General features: G+C 61.4%; 13 protein-coding genes. 4 read left to right on the top strand and 9 right to left on the bottom strand.

Features of this window, described 5'->3' with window-relative positions; translation table 11 throughout:
* Positions 1 to 24 precede the first annotated feature (24 nt).
* Complete coding sequence (locus ACP7B3_RS17490; RefSeq protein ID WP_426179866.1) at positions 25 to 1,374, top strand: OprD family outer membrane porin; 1,350 nt, start codon at positions 25 to 27, stop codon at positions 1,372 to 1,374.
* A 108-nt stretch (positions 1,375 to 1,482) separates the two neighbouring features.
* Positions 1,483 to 2,520, top strand: a complete 1,038-nt coding sequence (mgrA, locus tag ACP7B3_RS17485) for an L-glyceraldehyde 3-phosphate reductase (RefSeq protein ID WP_145159786.1) — start codon at positions 1,483 to 1,485, stop codon at positions 2,518 to 2,520.
* Between the two features lie 404 nt (positions 2,521 to 2,924).
* Here mgrA and tauD read toward each other — a convergent pair whose 3' ends face one another.
* From tauD to ACP7B3_RS17450, 7 genes are all read right to left on the bottom strand, one after another.
* Positions 2,925 to 3,761, bottom strand: a complete 837-nt coding sequence (gene tauD / locus ACP7B3_RS17480) for a taurine dioxygenase (protein WP_426179863.1) — start codon at positions 3,759 to 3,761, stop codon at positions 2,925 to 2,927.
* 11 nt (positions 3,762 to 3,772) lie between these two features.
* Positions 3,773 to 4,609 carry a taurine ABC transporter permease TauC gene (gene tauC, locus ACP7B3_RS17475; protein ID WP_145159790.1) on the bottom strand — a complete coding sequence of 279 codons (837 nt, stop codon included), beginning with the start codon at positions 4,607 to 4,609 and terminating at the stop codon, positions 3,773 to 3,775.
* On the bottom strand, positions 4,606 to 5,385 hold the full coding sequence (tauB, locus tag ACP7B3_RS17470) for a taurine ABC transporter ATP-binding subunit (RefSeq protein WP_426179861.1): 780 nt from the start codon (positions 5,383 to 5,385) through the stop codon (positions 4,606 to 4,608). Before tauB ends, tauC begins: the two co-directional genes overlap by 4 nt.
* Positions 5,386 to 5,403: 18 nt before the next feature.
* Entirely contained in the window at positions 5,404 to 6,381 is a 978-nt protein-coding gene (tauA, locus tag ACP7B3_RS17465; RefSeq protein ID WP_426179859.1) for a taurine ABC transporter substrate-binding protein, read from the bottom strand.
* A 250-nt stretch (positions 6,382 to 6,631) separates the two neighbouring features.
* Positions 6,632 to 8,215, bottom strand: coding sequence for a glutamate--cysteine ligase (gene gshA, locus ACP7B3_RS17460; protein WP_426179857.1), 1,584 nt, complete (start codon positions 8,213 to 8,215; stop codon positions 6,632 to 6,634).
* 214 nt (positions 8,216 to 8,429) lie between these two features.
* The gene (locus ACP7B3_RS17455) at positions 8,430 to 8,813 is read right to left on the bottom strand and encodes a PaaI family thioesterase (protein ID WP_404486337.1); all 384 of its coding nucleotides are present in this window, start codon (positions 8,811 to 8,813) and stop codon (positions 8,430 to 8,432) included.
* Positions 8,813 to 11,137 (bottom strand): Tex family protein, encoded by a 2,325-nt coding sequence (locus tag ACP7B3_RS17450; RefSeq protein WP_119738198.1) that lies wholly within the window; start codon positions 11,135 to 11,137, stop codon positions 8,813 to 8,815. Before ACP7B3_RS17450 ends, ACP7B3_RS17455 begins: the two co-directional genes overlap by 1 nt.
* Positions 11,138 to 11,494: 357 nt before the next feature.
* On the opposite strand from ACP7B3_RS17450, the gene ompR reads away from it, so the two are divergent.
* Together ompR and ACP7B3_RS17440 are read left to right on the top strand one after the other, a co-directional pair.
* Positions 11,495 to 12,235 carry a two-component system response regulator OmpR gene (ompR, locus tag ACP7B3_RS17445; RefSeq protein ID WP_053255745.1) on the top strand — a complete coding sequence of 247 codons (741 nt, stop codon included), beginning with the start codon at positions 11,495 to 11,497 and terminating at the stop codon, positions 12,233 to 12,235.
* Between the two features lie 116 nt (positions 12,236 to 12,351).
* Positions 12,352 to 13,665 (top strand): ATP-binding protein, encoded by a 1,314-nt coding sequence (locus tag ACP7B3_RS17440; RefSeq protein WP_145159800.1) that lies wholly within the window; start codon positions 12,352 to 12,354, stop codon positions 13,663 to 13,665.
* A gap of 143 nt (positions 13,666 to 13,808) precedes the next feature.
* Here ACP7B3_RS17440 and rimK read toward each other — a convergent pair whose 3' ends face one another.
* Both rimK and ACP7B3_RS17430 read right to left on the bottom strand, forming a co-directional pair.
* Positions 13,809 to 14,714 carry a 30S ribosomal protein S6--L-glutamate ligase gene (gene rimK / locus ACP7B3_RS17435; RefSeq protein WP_025855543.1) on the bottom strand — a complete coding sequence of 302 codons (906 nt, stop codon included), beginning with the start codon at positions 14,712 to 14,714 and terminating at the stop codon, positions 13,809 to 13,811.
* A complete protein-coding gene (locus tag ACP7B3_RS17430; RefSeq protein WP_370004704.1) occupies positions 14,711 to 15,175 on the bottom strand; it encodes an ATP-dependent zinc protease family protein in 465 nt (154 codons plus the stop codon). The genes rimK and ACP7B3_RS17430 overlap by 4 nt, the downstream gene beginning before the upstream one ends.
* Between the last annotated feature and the right edge of the window lie 20 nt (positions 15,176 to 15,195).

Raw genomic sequence — 15,195 nt, 5'->3', positions numbered from 1 at the left:
GAACAGTGACGGAGACCGGTAACAATGAAGACGTTAATAAGCCCCGTGGTGGGTGTCGCCATGGCGAGCTTTATGCTGTCCGCCCACGCCGATTTTATCGACGACAGCCACGCCGATGTGACCTTGCTCAACCGCTACCTCAACCAGCAAGGGCGTGATGTGGTGAACAGCAACGCCAAGGCCCACAGCATTCGTGATTGGGGCCAGGGTTTCGAGTTCAACTTCAAGTCGGGCTACACCGATGGGCCGGTTGGTTTTGGCCTTGATCTGCAGGCCTTCTATGGCTTGAAACTGGATTCCGGTGGTGACCTCAATGACAAGGATCACCAGGGCCGCTACCCCGGCAGCATGTTCCCGTTGGACGACGGCAAATCCGCCGACCAGTTTGGCGTGCTGAGCCCCACGTTCAAGATGCGCTTTGCCAAGGATGAGCTGCGCGTGGGCACGCTGTACGGCAACAACCCGGTGTTGGCCAACACCGACGGGCGCCTGTACCAGCAGACCAACACTGGCGTGCAGCTGGTGTCCAAGGACCTTAGCGATTTCACCTTCACCGGCGGCGATATCTTCAAGACCAAGATCCGCAACGAAACCGGCGACCAAGGCATGATCACTGCCGGTGGCACCAAAGAAAGCGACCGCTTCCTGTTCGGCGGTGCGGACTACACCGGCATTCAGAACACCACCGTCAGCCTGTGGTATTCCAACCTTGAGGATTACTACCAGCAGTTCTTCCTCGGTGCCAAACGTCATGACGCGGTGGCCGTGGGTGCATTCGACACCGACGTGCGCGTGTTCCGCAGCCTGGGTGTGGGCGCCAACGCCGATGGCGACAAAGACTTCGCCGGGGCCGGCCTCTACGGTGACGGCACCAGCAAAGGCCGCATCAACCAAACCACCGCCAGCTTGCTGGAGAGCTACAGCCTGGACGGCCATACCGTGGGCCTCGGTATCCAGAAAAACAGCGGCGACAGCGACTTCCCGTACCTGGATTCGGGTCTGAACAGTGGTGACGCACGCCAGGGCCCAGGTTCAGGTGCGGACACGCCGGCGCTGACCAACATGCAGCTGAACAAATTCCAGCACGCCGGCGAGCGTACCTGGCTGGCGCAGTACAAATATGACTTCGGCAAGCTGGGCCTCACCGGCCTGACATTCTCTGCCGCCTATGCCCACGGCGATGACATCCGCACTGCGCAGGGCGACAGCAGCGAATGGGAACGCAACATCGCGGTGGCCTACCAAGTACCCACCGGCACCCTCAAGGGCCTGGGCGTAACCTGGAAAAATGCCCACGCCAGCCCTGACATTACCGGTGCCACTGTGCAAGATGAAAACCGATTCTATGTCAGCTACGTCGTTCCACTTTGGTAGGAAATTGCTGTAAAAGAGACGGGCATAGTTAAGCGATTCAGCGGCTTAAAAGGCCTGGGAATAACCTTATTCCCAGGCCTTATTTGCCCTAAGCCCAGAGAGGATTCGATGACGTACATTGCTGCCGAAAACCGCTATGAATCTATCCCTTATCGCCGCGTAGGCCGCAGTGGATTGGTGCTGCCTGCACTGTCCCTGGGGCTGTGGCACAACTTTGGCGACAGCACCCCGATCGACACCCAGCGCGCGTTGCTGCGCACCGCGTTCGACCTGGGCATCAACCACTTCGACCTGGCCAACAATTACGGCCCGCCCTACGGCAGCGCCGAGATCAACTTCGGCCGTTTGCTGCGCGAAGACTTCAAGCACTATCGCGACGAGCTGATCATCTCCAGCAAAGCCGGCTGGGACATGTGGCCCGGCCCTTACGGCCAGGGCGGCGGTTCGCGCAAATACGTATTGGCGAGCCTGGACCAGAGCCTGCAACGCCTGGGCGTCGACTACGTGGATATTTTCTACTCCCACCGTTTTGATGCCGACACGCCGCTGGAAGAAACCGCCAGCGCCCTCGCCACTGCCGTGCAACAAGGCAAGGCGCTGTACATCGGTATCTCGTCTTATTCCGGCGTGAAAACCCGCGAGATGGCTGCGCTGCTCCAGGAATGGAAAGTGCCGTTGCTGATCCACCAACCGGCCTACAACCTGCTCAACCGCTGGGTGGAAAAAGACCTGCTGGACACCACCGAAGAACTCGGTGCCGGGGTGATTGCGTTCACGCCGCTGGCCCAGGGTTTGCTCACCGACAAGTACCTCAACGGCGTGCCGGCGGATGCGCGGGTTAATCGTCCAGGGGGTGGTTCGCTGCAGGCCAAGCACTTGTCCGAAGCCAACATCGCCCACGTGCGCGCGCTGAATGAAATCGCCAAGCGTCGCGGCCAGAGCCTGGCGCAACTGGCGCTGGCCTGGACCCTGCGTGACCCACGGGTGACCAGTGCGCTGATCGGTGCAAGCCGGCCGGAGCAGATCATTGAAAACGTCGGAGCGCTGCAGAACTTGAGCTTCAGTGCCGAGGAACTGGCGGAGATCGATCGGTTTGCCCAGGAAGGCGGGATCAACCTGTGGGAAAAACCATCGACCGCTGAATAACCTGATAGCACCGGGTCAGTGTGGGAGGGAGCTTGCCCCCGATGACGGTGTCAGTCAGTTGACCAGTTGACTGACCCAGCGCTATCGGGGGCAAGCCCCCTCCCACATTTGATGTGCAGTGTGGCGGCTAGAACGGCAAAACCCCAAGAATCGACTCGCCGCTGCGGCCGGTAGTCATCGACCGCTTAATAACCTGATAGCACCGGGTCAATGTGGGAGGGGGCTTGCCCCCGATGGCGGTGTCAGCCAGGTGACAAGTTGACTGACCCAGCGCTATCGGGGGCAAGCCCCCTCCCACATTTTTGCTCTTCAGCGCGGCAAATTTATTCGCCACGACTCGATCACTGTGGGAGCCGGGCTTGCCCGCGATGGCGGTGGGTCAGTCGATGAAGGTCGTGCCTGGCTTAAAAGGGCACGTCGCCCAGAATCGTTGCGCGGTGCATCACCCGCCGTTGCGGCCGGTAGTCATCGACCGCGTAATGCTGGGTCACGCGGTTGTCCCAGAACGCTACGTCGTTCTCCTGCCAGCGCCAGCGGATGGTGAACTCTGGCCGTGTCGCATGAGCAAACAACAGCTTGAGAATCGCTTCGCTTTCGGCCGGCTCCAGCTCATTGATCTTGGTGGTAAACCCATCACTGACAAACAGCGACTTGCGCCCACTCACCGGGTGCGTGCGCACTACCGGGTGCGACAGCGGCGGGTTTTTCTTGCGGGTTTCTTCCCAGCGCGCCAGGTCTTCGGCGGTGTTGCCAAAACGCTCCAGCGGGAAGGATTTGGTGAAGTCGTGTGTGGCGGTCAGGCCGTCGAGCAAGCGCTTGAACGGCGCCGACAGCGCGTCATACGCCGCAATGCCACTGGCCCACAACGTGTCGCCACCAAACGCCGGCAGCAGCTTGGCGCTGAGCACCGCGCCGAGGGCCGGCGTGGGCAGGAACGTCACGTCGGTGTGCCATACGGCATTGTCACGCACGTCGGTCACGGCGGTATCCAGGATCAGCACTTCGGGCTGCTCCGGCACGTTGGGGTAAATCGGGTGAATGTGCAGGTCGCCAAAATTTGCCGCGAACCGCGCCTGTTGCTGCGGGGTGACGGCTTGTCCACGGAAGAACAGCACCGAGTGGGTGAGCAACGCCTGCTCGATGGCGTCGCGCTGTTCCAGGTTCAGCGGCTGGGTGATATCGACGCCACTGATCTGGGCGCCCAGGGCGGTGCTTAATGGCGTAACGGTCAGGCTGCTCATGCTCTTCTCACTCAATGTGCCTGGCCATGCCAGGGCACCCATTTACGCTGCAGGGCACGCAGGCCCATTTCCATGGCGAAGGCGATCAGGGCGATCACCAGAATCCCCAGCACCACCACATCGGTGACCAGGAACTGCGCCGCCGACTGCACCATAAAACCCAGGCCGCTGGTGGCGGCGATCAACTCGGCCGCAACCAAGGTCGACCAGCCCACGCCCAGGCCGATGCGCACACCGGTGAGGATGTCGGGCAGGGCGCTGGGCAGGATCACGTGGCGAATCAATTGGGCACGGGTGGCGCCCAACGACTGCGCGGCCCGCAGCTTGGCCGGGTCGACGGTGCGCACGCCGGTCGCGGTGGCGATGGCGATAGGCGCGAAGATCGCGAGGTAAATCAGCAGCACCTTGGACAGCTCGCCGATGCCGCACCAGATCACGATCAGCGGCAGATAAGCCAGCGGTGGAATCGGCCGGTAGAACTCAATCAGCGGATCGAGAATGCCGCGCGCGATGCGGTTGGCACCGATGGCAATGCCCACTGGCACGGCGGTCAGCACCGCAAAGCCGAGGCCCAGGCCGATGCGCTGCAGGCTCGCGCCCAAGTGCTGCCACAAGGTGGAATCCATGTAGCCGGTGGTCGCCAGCAGCCAGCCTTTTTGCAGCACGGCGGACGGTGGCGGCAGGAACAGCGGTTCGATCAAACCGGTGGCAGTCACCGCCCACCAGAGTGCCAACAAGGCAAACAAAGTGAGCACGCTGATCCACCGTGTGCTCAGGCTACGACGCACCGGAATAACGGCGTGAGCCACCGGCTTGGCGGCGGTGGCGGGGAGTTCGTAACTGCTCATGCGGACACCTGCCGTTGCGAGAACACTTTGCCCAGCACGTGCTCGCGGGTTTCGATAAAGCGCGGGTCGGACTTGATCGCGCGCGCCGACTCACCGGCGGCGTAGCGCTGGCCGAAGTCCAGGTGCAGACGCTCGACGATCTGGCCCGGGTTGGGCGCCAACAGGATCAAATCGGTGGCGAGGAACACCGCCTCTTCGATGTCATGGGTGATCAGGAACACCGGCTTGGCTGTGCGCCGCCAGACTTGCAGCAGCAGCTCCTGCATCTGTTCGCGGGTGAAGGCATCGAGGGCGCCGAAGGGTTCGTCCATCAGCAGCACACGCGGGTCGGCCGCCAGCGCGCGGGCCAGGCCCACGCGTTGCTTTTGGCCGCCGGAGAGTTGCCAGATACGGCGACTGTCGAAACCGGCGAGGTCGACCAGCGCGAGCATTTCCCGGGCGCGGATTTCGCGCTGGGCCTTGGGCACGCCGGCCAGTTCAAGGCCGAAACCGACGTTGGCCAACACGTCCTGCCAGGGCAGCAAGGCGTCGTCCTGGAACACCACGCCGCGCTCGGCGCTGGGGCCTTTGATCGGCACGCCGTCGAGGGTGATGCGCCCGGCAGAGGGTTCGACGAAACCGGCAATCAGGTTCAACAGCGAGGTCTTGCCACTGCCGGACGGGCCGAGGGCCACCAGCAATTGCTGGGGCCCAAGGTCCAGTGAAATATCAGACAGTACCGGTTCTGTGGCGCCTGAGTACTGTGCGCTGATGCGCTCCAGTTGTAGCAAGGCCATCGCAATGAACTCCTTGAATCAGTGAGTGATGAACTTGGCGCTGACGTAAGGGGCGTAGTCCGGCAGCACGGCGTCGACCTTGCCTTGCTCCTTGAGAAACGCGGCGGTGTCGGTCACAGCCTTGGTGGTCGGGGCGCCCAGCAGGGTCACCTGATCAGCGGCCAGCGGGTAGACGTTGCCTTGCAGCAGCAGCGGGATATCAGTGGCCTTGGCGCCGGAAAGCTTGACAAGCTTGTCGACGTTGCCTGTGTCGGCGAGCCACGCTTGTGGGTCTTTGCGGTATGCGGCGTAGGCGTCCAGCGTGACTTTGGCGAAAGCGGTGACGATTTCCGGGTGCTTCTCGGCGAAGTCTTTGCGCACGATCCACGCATCGAAAGTCGGCGCGCCGAACTTGGCCAGTTCGCCGGAGGTGATCAGCACCTTGCCGTTTTCCTTGGCCACGCCCAGGGCGGGGTCCCACACGTAGGTGGCGTCGATGTCACCGCGCTTCCAGGCGGCGATGATGGCCGGTGGCGCGAGGTTGAGGATGGTCACTTTCGAAGGGTCGATGTTCCAGTGCTTCAGCGCGGCCAACAGGCTGTAGTGGCCGGTGGACACGAATGGCACGGCGATCTTTTTGCCGATCAGGTCCTGCGGGCTGTTGATCCCTGAACCATTGCGCGCCACCAAGGCTTCGGCGCCGCCGATCTGGGTGGCGACGAGGAAGGTTTCCACTGGGACTTTGCGGGTAACAGCAGCGGTCAGCGGGCTGGAACCGAGGTAGCCGATCTGCACGTCGCCGGAAGCGATGGCGGCGATGATGTCGGCGCCATTGTCGAATTTGCGCCAGTCGATCTTGGCGTTAGTGGCTTTTTCGTACGCGCCGTCGGCCTGGGCGACTTTCGCCGGGTCCACGGTGGTTTGATAAGCGATGGTGACATCTGCCGCCTGGGCAAACAGGCTGGCACCGGCCAGGGACAATGCAGCCAAGAGGCGCAGAGGGGTAAGCAGTTTCAAGGGGAAGCTCCTCAATCAGGCGGCCGAGGGTCGGCGTGTGAGGAGACTAAATGATCTAAGAACTCGAAAATAAATAACGTTTTCGAATTAGCTTATTAGAAGAAGAGTGACCGCACGTATTCAATCAGACGAGGGCAAATGTGGGAGGGGGCTTGCCCCCGATGGCGGTAGATCAGTCACTGATGGGTGACTGACACTCTGCTATCGGGGGCAAGCCCCCTCCCACATGTTGAGCCGGGTTCGGCTTCAGTTAGTTACTGATCGCCAGGATGCTCGCCTGGTACGACCCGACGAACACATCAAAGTCGCCGACCTCGTTCTGCTCCAGTTCCGCCTGTTGCGCCAGCGACGTGCGCGCCAGTTCTTCAAAACGCGCCTGCTCGTCGGCTGGCAGCGGCTCTTTACGGAAATGCTCGGCGTGCACCTCGCTCTGGTGCAGGGAGAATTGCGCAAAGCTTTCCTTGCGCTCGGCCATCGCTGCCAACACTTGGGCCGACGGCGTCAGGGACGGATCCTTGACCTTCGCCAGCTGAGCGTCCAGCGCCTCGCTGTGCTCGGTAATACCATGGCTCTGATCCAGCAACGCCGCCAACGGCGCAATCTGCTCCAGCAGCTCGGTGGCCCATTCCTTCATATCCACAGCCTGGCCCTGACGCTGCAATTGCAGGCCCGGACGGCGACCTTCCTTGACCACGCTGAGGAAGTTGGAGGTGGCATTGCCGCACTCGTTGTTGGCGAACAGCGGGCTGTCGTTCAGTGCGCAATACAGCAGGAACGCATCGAGGAAGCGCGACTCCGGCAGGTCGATACCCATCGGCAGGAACGGGTTGATGTCCAGGCAACGCACTTCGATGTACTGGATGCCACGGGCCACCAGCGCCTGGATGGGGCGCTCGCCGGTGTAGGTCACGCGCTTGGGGCGAATGTTGGAGTAGTACTCGTTTTCGATCTGCAGGATGTTGGTGTTGAGCTGAACCCACTCACCGTCCTTATGGGTGCCGACTTCGACGTAGGGCGCGTAGGGCGTTGCCACCGCTTCGCGCAGGCTGTCGGTGTAGCTGGCCAGATCGTTGTAGCACGGCGTGAGGCCGGCCTGGGCGTTGCTCTGGTAACCCAGGTCGCTCATGCGCAAGCTGGTGGCGTACGGCAGGTACAGCGTGTCGGCGTCCAGCACTTCCAACTGGTGCGAGCGACCGCGCAGGAACCCGGCGTCCAGCGCTGGCGAGGCACCGAACAGGTACATCAGCAGCCAGCTGTAGCGACGGAAATTACGGATCAATGCGATGTAGGCCGTGGACTGGTAGTCGCGGTCGGTGCCGACGAAACCTTCAGTTTCCTTGAGCAAGGGCCACAACTGCTCCGGCAGGGAAAAGTTGTAGTGAATGCCGGCGATGCACTGCATGGTCTTGCCGTAACGCAGGGCCAGGCCCTTGCGGTAAACGTATTTGAGCTGGCCGATATTGGAGGTGCCGTAGTAGGCAATCGGAATATCTTCCTCGGCCGGCAATGGGCACGGCATCGACGGGCTCCACAGATACTCGTTACCGAGTTTGCTGTAGGCAAAGCGATGGATCTTGTCCAGGCTGCTCAGGGTATCGGCCGGGTTGGGCAGGGCTGGGGTAATAAACTCCAGCAGCGATTCCGAGTAGTCGGTGGTGATCAATTCGTTGGTCAACGCGGCGCCCAGGGCTTCGGGGTGCGGCGTTTGTGCCAGGCGACCCTCACCCGTGACGCGTAGGCATTCGCGCTCGATGCCGTGCAAGCATTGCTCTAGCAGGGAGAGGTGTTCGCGCTTGCCGAGCAGGGCCAGGCGGCGGTTGAGAAGTTCGCTCAAGTTGGATTCCTTCACGCGTCAGTCGCCCCAATATGGGGGTGGGCAGGACGGTCTACAAGGGTGAAGTTAAAACTGGCGTTATCGCCTGGTTTTGAGTCGATTTGACCCGCTTTGAAAAAGCCTACTTCACTCCATGAATTGGGCTATAGCGCAGCAAGAAAATTCCGACGCTGTTGTCGCAGCGCCGAAATTAACTCAAATCGAGGGCGGGGAGCTATAGGACAGCGAATGTGCCTTGTGCTTTTGCGACCAGTTTGTCGTCCTGATACACCTCTGCTTCAACCACCAACGTGCGTCGACCTGCGTGGATAATACGGCTGGTGCACAGCACGTCGCCGTCGGACACGGCACGGATATAGTTGATTTTGCACTCGATGGTCGCGCTCTGCTGGTCGAAGCCATGGGAGCTGGAACAGGCCAGCCCCATGGTGATGTCCACCAGGCTGAAAATCGCCCCGCCGTGGAGCTTGCCTGCACGGTTGCGCAGCTGCGGCTCCAGGGTCAGGGCCACCTCGGCAACGCCCTCGTCCAGGCGTTGCAGGCGACAGCCGATCAGCTCGCTGAACGCGCTCTGGGTCAAACCGGCCGGGATTTCCATCAGCGTTTCTTCAACTGTTTGGCGTTGGCGAACAGCGACGCCATCGCGTTGTTGCTAGGCGCTGCGGTGGCGGTTTCTTTGCGCGGTGCGTTGTTCTGCGACTGGCGTGGCGCCGAGCCTGGGCGAGCGCCACGGGCGCCGTCTATTTTTTCGCCGGGGGTGTCGCTCATGCGCATCGACAAGCCAACGCGTTTGCGTGGAATGTCGACTTCCATGACCTTGACCTTGACCACATCACCGGCTTTCACCGCTTCGCGAGGGTCTTTGATGAACTTCTCCGAAAGCGCGGAGATATGCACCAAACCGTCCTGATGCACGCCGATGTCCACAAACGCGCCGAAGTTGGTCACGTTGGTGACCACGCCTTCGAGGATCATGCCCAGTTGCAGGTCCTTGAGGTCTTCGACGCCGTCCTGGAACTCGGCGGTCTTGAACTCGGGACGCGGGTCACGGCCAGGTTTTTCCAGCTCTTGCAGGATGTCGGTGATGGTCGGCACGCCGAAGGTTTCGTCGGTGTACTTTTTTGGGTCCAGGCGCTTGAGGAACGCGGCGTCGCCGATCAGCGAGCGGATGTCGCGGTCGGTCTCGGCAGCAATGCGCTGTACCAGCGGGTAGGCTTCCGGGTGAACCGCCGAAGCGTCCAGCGGGTTGTCGCCGTTCATTACGCGTAGGAAGCCGGCGGCCTGTTCAAAGGTTTTTTCGCCCAGGCGTGCGACTTTTTTCAGCGCAGCGCGGGTTTTGAACGCGCCGTTTTCGTCGCGGTGGGTGACGATGTTCTGCGCCAGCGTGGAGTTTAGGCCGGAAATACGGGCCAGCAGCGCGACCGAAGCAGTGTTCACATCCACGCCGACCTTGTTCACGCAGTCTTCCACCACCGCATCCAGACCGCGTGCCAGTTTCAGCTGCGACACATCGTGCTGGTACTGGCCGACACCGATGGATTTAGGGTCGATCTTCACCAGCTCGGCCAGCGGGTCTTGCAGGCGGCGAGCAATGGAGACGGCGCCACGGATCGATACGTCGAGGTCCGGGAATTCCTTGGAGGCCAGTTCCGACGCCGAGTACACCGACGCGCCGGCCTCGGAGACCATGACCTTGGTCATTTTCATGGCTGGGTATTTTTTGATCAGCTCGGCGGCCAGCTTGTCGGTTTCCCGGCTGGCGGTGCCGTTGCCGATGGCGATCAGGTCCACGGCGTGCTTGGCACACAGCGCGGCGAGGATAGCGAGGGTCTGGTCCCACTTGTTGTGCGGCACGTGCGGATACACGGTGGCGTGGTCCAGCAGCTTGCCCGTGGCGTCGACTACGGCCACTTTGCAGCCGGTACGCAGGCCCGGGTCGAGGCCCAGGGTCGCACGCGGGCCGGCCGGCGCGGCCAGCAGCAGGTCGTGCAGGTTGTGGGCGAAAACATTGATCGCTTCGGTTTCGGCGCCGTCGCGCAGCTCGCCGAGCAGGTCGGTTTCCAGGTGGGTGTATAGCTTGACCTTCCAGGTCCAGCGCACAACTTCACCTAGCCACTTGTCCGCCGGACGGTTCTGATTCTGAATGCCGAATTGTTGACCGATCATGCCTTCGCACGGGTGCATGGTGCCCGGCAGCTCGTCGCCGACCTTCAGCGCGGAGCTGAGAATACCTTCGTTGCGGCCGCGGAAAATGGCCAGTGCGCGGTGCGACGGCATGCTCTTGAGCGGTTCGTCGTGCTCGAAATAGTCGCGGAACTTGGCGCCTTCCTCCTCTTTGCCGGCGATGACGCGGGCGCTGAGGGTGGCTTCCTGTTTCAAATAGTTACGCAGTTTTTCCAGCAAGTTGGCGTCTTCGGCAAAACGCTCCATGAGGATGTACTTGGCGCCTTCGAGGGCCGCCTTGACGTCGGCGACGCCTTTTTCGGCGTTGATGAAGCGCGCGGCTTCGGTTTCCGGGGTCAGCGACGGGTCGTTGAACAGGCCGTCCGCCAGGTCACCCAGGCCGGCTTCCAGGGCGATCTGGCCCTTGGTGCGGCGCTTCTGTTTGTACGGCAGGTAAAGGTCTTCGAGGCGGGTCTTGGTGTCGGCGAGTTTGATGTCGCGTTCCAGTTGCGGGGTCAGCTTGCCTTGTTCCTCGATGCTGGCGAGGATGCTGATGCGCCGTTCGTCGAGTTCTCGCAGGTAGCGCAAGCGCTCTTCCAGGTGCCGCAGCTGGATGTCGTCGAGGCTGCCGGTCACTTCTTTACGGTAACGGGCGATGAAGGGCACCGTGGAGCCTTCATCCAGTAGAGCGACGGCCGCTTCGACCTGTTGTGGGCGTACGCCGAGTTCCTCGGCGATGCGGCTGTTGATGCTGTCCATAAAACCACCTGAAATTCTGAAAGCAGCTCGCAGGCCCGGAAAACAAGGCGTTGCAAGGCTGGTTGAGCGGCCCGACTGGCGCCGCTACCTGGGTCAAAAGGCAGCCTGTTGACCCTCGAAATCGGAAAATTGCTGCCCGTCGCGGTAAAAAAATAGCGAGGCAGCAAGCAGTAAAGTCTGACATTGCTCAGCGCAAAGGCGGCGCATTATAACCAGCGTTCTGCAGCTGGGGGGGATTGCGCCGAAGGTTGCAGGGCGCGCGTTCGCTGGCGGTAGAGGAAAAATCTGCTAACAATGCACACGGTGCGTATAACGGCAGCTACGCCATAATGCGCGCCGAGATAAGAGGAGCATCTAATGAGCAGCACTGCACAAACTGCTGAAGGCGAAAAAATTCTCATCGTTGATGACGATCCGGGGCTGAGCAGCCTGCTGGAGCGTTTTTTCAACTCCAAGGGCTACCGTGCCCGCGCGGTGCCGAACACCGAGCAGATGGACCGCCTGCTGGGGCGCGAAGTGTTCAATCTGGTCGTACTCGACCTGATGCTGCCCGGCGAAGACGGCCTCACCGCCTGCAAACGCCTGCGCGGTGCGAACAACCAGATTCCCATCATCATGCTTACCGCCAAGGGCGATGAGCTGAGCCGCATCAAGGGCCTTGAGCTGGGCGCTGATGATTACCTGGCCAAGCCGTTCAACCCGGACGAGCTGATGGCCCGGGTCAAAGCCGTGTTGCGCCGTCAGGCAGCCCCGGTACCCGGCGCGCCAGGCAGCGAAGACGAAAGCGTCACCTTTGGCGACTATGAACTGTCGCTGGCAACCCGTGAGCTCAAGCGTGGCGAAGAAGTGCACATGCTGACCACCGGTGAGTTCGCCGTGCTAAAGGCCCTGGTGATGAACGCTCGCCAGCCGCTGACGCGCGACAAACTGATGAACCTGGCCCGTGGCCGGGAGTGGGATGCTCTGGAGCGCTCCATCGACGTGCAGATTTCCCGTCTGCGCCGCATGATCGAGCCGGACCCGTCCAAGCCACGCTATATCCAGACGGTGTGGGGTGTGGGTTATGTGTTCGTGCCGGATGGCACCGCAACCAAGTGACCGATGATTTGCAGGCGCGGGCATCCGTCGTTTGACTCCATGAGAGTCAACGGGATGCCCGGCGTCTGCAATTCTGCGAGCGCCGCTCGTTTCTGCAAGGTGTCCAGCCGTTTCCTATGAAAACCCCGTTGTGGTTCCCGCAAAGTTTCTTTTCCCGCACCCTTTGGCTGGTGCTGATCGTCGTTCTGTTTTCCAAGGCACTGACGCTGGTTTATCTGTTGATGAACGAAGACGTGCTGGTGGATCGGCAGTACAGCCACGGCGTCGCCCTGACGCTTCGTGCCTATTGGGCCGTCGATCCCGAAAACCGTGAAAAGGTGGCCAAGGCATCGACGCTGATTAGAGTCGACGGTGCCGGTGTACCTGAAGGCGAGCAGCATTGGCCCTACAGCGAGATTTATCAGCGCCAGATGCAGGCTGAGCTCGGGGACGACACCGAGGTGCGATTGCGCATGCATGTTTCGCCTGCGCTGTGGGTGAGGGCGCCGAGCCTGGGCGACGCGTGGATCAAAGTGCCGCTTTACCCGCACCCGTTGCGGGGACAGAAGATCTGGAACGTGCTGGGCTGGTTCCTGGCGATTGGCTTGCTTTCAACGGCGTCCGCCTGGATTTTCGTGCGCCAGCTCAACCAGCCACTCAAACGCCTGGTCTTTGCCGCGCGCCAACTGGGGCAGGGGCGCAGTGTGCGCCTGCCGGTCAGCGATACGCCCAGTGAGATGACCGAAGTGTATGGCGCCTTCAACCAGATGGCGGAAGACGTTGAACAGGCCGGGCGCGAACGCGAGTTGATGCTGGCGGGCGTGTCCCACGACCTGCGCACACCGTTGACACGGTTGCGATTGTCCCTGGAGTTGATGGGCAACCATAACGACCTCACGGATGACATGGTGCGTGACATCGAAGACATGGACGCGATTCTCGATCAGTTCCTGGCGTTTATCCGTGATGGCCGCGACGAAGTGGTCGAGGAAGTCGACCTGACGGACCTGGTGCGCGAGGTGGTGGCGCCCTACAACCAGAACGGCGAACAGGTGCGCATGCGCCTGGAGCCGATTCAGCCGTTTGCCTTGCGGCGGGTGTCGATGAAACGCCTGCTCAACAACCTCATTGGCAACGCCTTGCACCATGCCGGTTCAGATGTGGAAGTGGCGGCGTATGTGTCCGGCGACAGTACTGCGCCTTATGTGGTGTTGAGTGTGATGGACCGCGGTACGGGGATCGACCCGGCGGAACTGGAAGGCATCTTCAACCCGTTCACCCGTGGTGACCGTGCCCGGGGCGGCAAGGGCACGGGCTTGGGGCTGGCGATTGTGCGGCGGATTGCTTCAATGCATGGCGGCAATGTTGAACTGCGCAACCGGCCGGACGGTGGCCTGGAAGCACGGGTGCGTTTGCCGTTGGGGCTGATGCTGCCCAGGGACGCTGTCTAACAAACAACAAAGATCAAAAATGTGGGAGCGGGCTTGCCCGCGAATGCGGTGGACCAGTCAATAGATACATCGACTGACACCCCGCCTTCGCGAGCAAGCCCGCTCCCACATTGGTGTTGCAGGGTGGCAACGCTTGCCGCGTATCAGCCCTTGCCCTTGGTGCGCGTCATATTTGGCCCACCATTCTTTTCCAGATGCTGAATGATGATGCCCGCCACATCCTTGCCGGTGGTGGTTTCAATGCCTTCCAAGCCCGGCGATGAGTTCACTTCCATCACCAGTGGCCCGTGGTTGGAGCGCAGGATATCCACGCCCGCTACCGCCAGCCCCATCACTTTGGCCGCCCGCAGCGCGGTCATGCGTTCTTCCGGGGTGATCTTGATCAGGCTGGCGCTGCCGCCGCGGTGCAGGTTGGAGCGGAATTCCCCCGGCTTGGCCTGGCGTTTCATTGCCGCAATTACCTTGTCGCCCACCACGAAGCAGCGGATGTCCGCACCGCCGGCTTCCTTGATGTATTCCTGCACCATGATGTTCTGCTTGAGGCCCATGAATGCCTCGATCACCGATTCGGCAGCGGTCGCGGTTTCGCACAGCACCACGCCGATGCCTTGGGTGCCTTCCAGCACCTTGATCACCAGCGGCGCGCCGTTGACCATGTCGATCAGGTCGGGAATGTCATCGGGGGAGTGGGCAAAGCCGGTCACCGGCAGGCCGATACCGCGCCGCGAGAGCAATTGCAATGAGCGCAGTTTGTCGCGCGAGCGGGCAATGGCTACCGATTCATTGAGGGGGAATACGCCCATCATTTCAAACTGTCGCAACACCGCGCAGCCATAAAACGTCACTGAGGCACCGATGCGCGGGATCACCGCATCAAAGCCTTCCAGCGGCTTGCCCCGGTAATGGATCTGCGGCTTGTGGCTGGCAATGTTCATATAGGCACGCAACGTGTCGATCACCACCATTTCGTGGCCACGTTCGGTGCCGGCCTCAACCAGGCGGCGGGTGGAATACAGACGCGGGTTTCGCGACAGCACAGCAATCTTCATGCAGCACCTGGGGCAGAAATAGTAGAGACCGGGAACACCGGCTTGTCTTGAACGTACTTGACGCCTGGACTGACCACCAAATGGCCGTCAATCAGCGCCTTGGAGCCCAGCAACAGGCGGTAACGCATGGCCTTGCGACAGGCGAGAGTGAACTCCACTCGCCACACCCGATCACCCAGCGCGAGGGTGGTGCTGATGACATAGCGCACCTGCGCATGGCCGTTAGAGCTCTTGATGGTTTTCATCGTCACCACCGGCGCCTCGCAGCGGCGGTGACGCAGTTGCACCACGCTGCCCAGGTGCGCGGTAAAGCGCACCCACTTCTCACCGTCGCGCTCAAATGGCTCGATATCGGTGGCGTGCAGGCTCGAGGTACTGGCACCGGTGTCGATCTTTGCGCGCAGGCCAGCCACTCCCAAGTCGGGAAGTGCCACCCATTCACGCAGACCCACAACGGTCAAATGGTCAAATGTCTTCAATA

This window comes from Pseudomonas sp. TWRC1-2 (assembly GCF_049896685.1).
Taxonomy (GTDB): domain Bacteria; phylum Pseudomonadota; class Gammaproteobacteria; order Pseudomonadales; family Pseudomonadaceae; genus Aquipseudomonas.
Note: the sequence above shows the minus strand (reverse complement) of the source record. Positions and strands in the feature narration are given on the sequence as shown.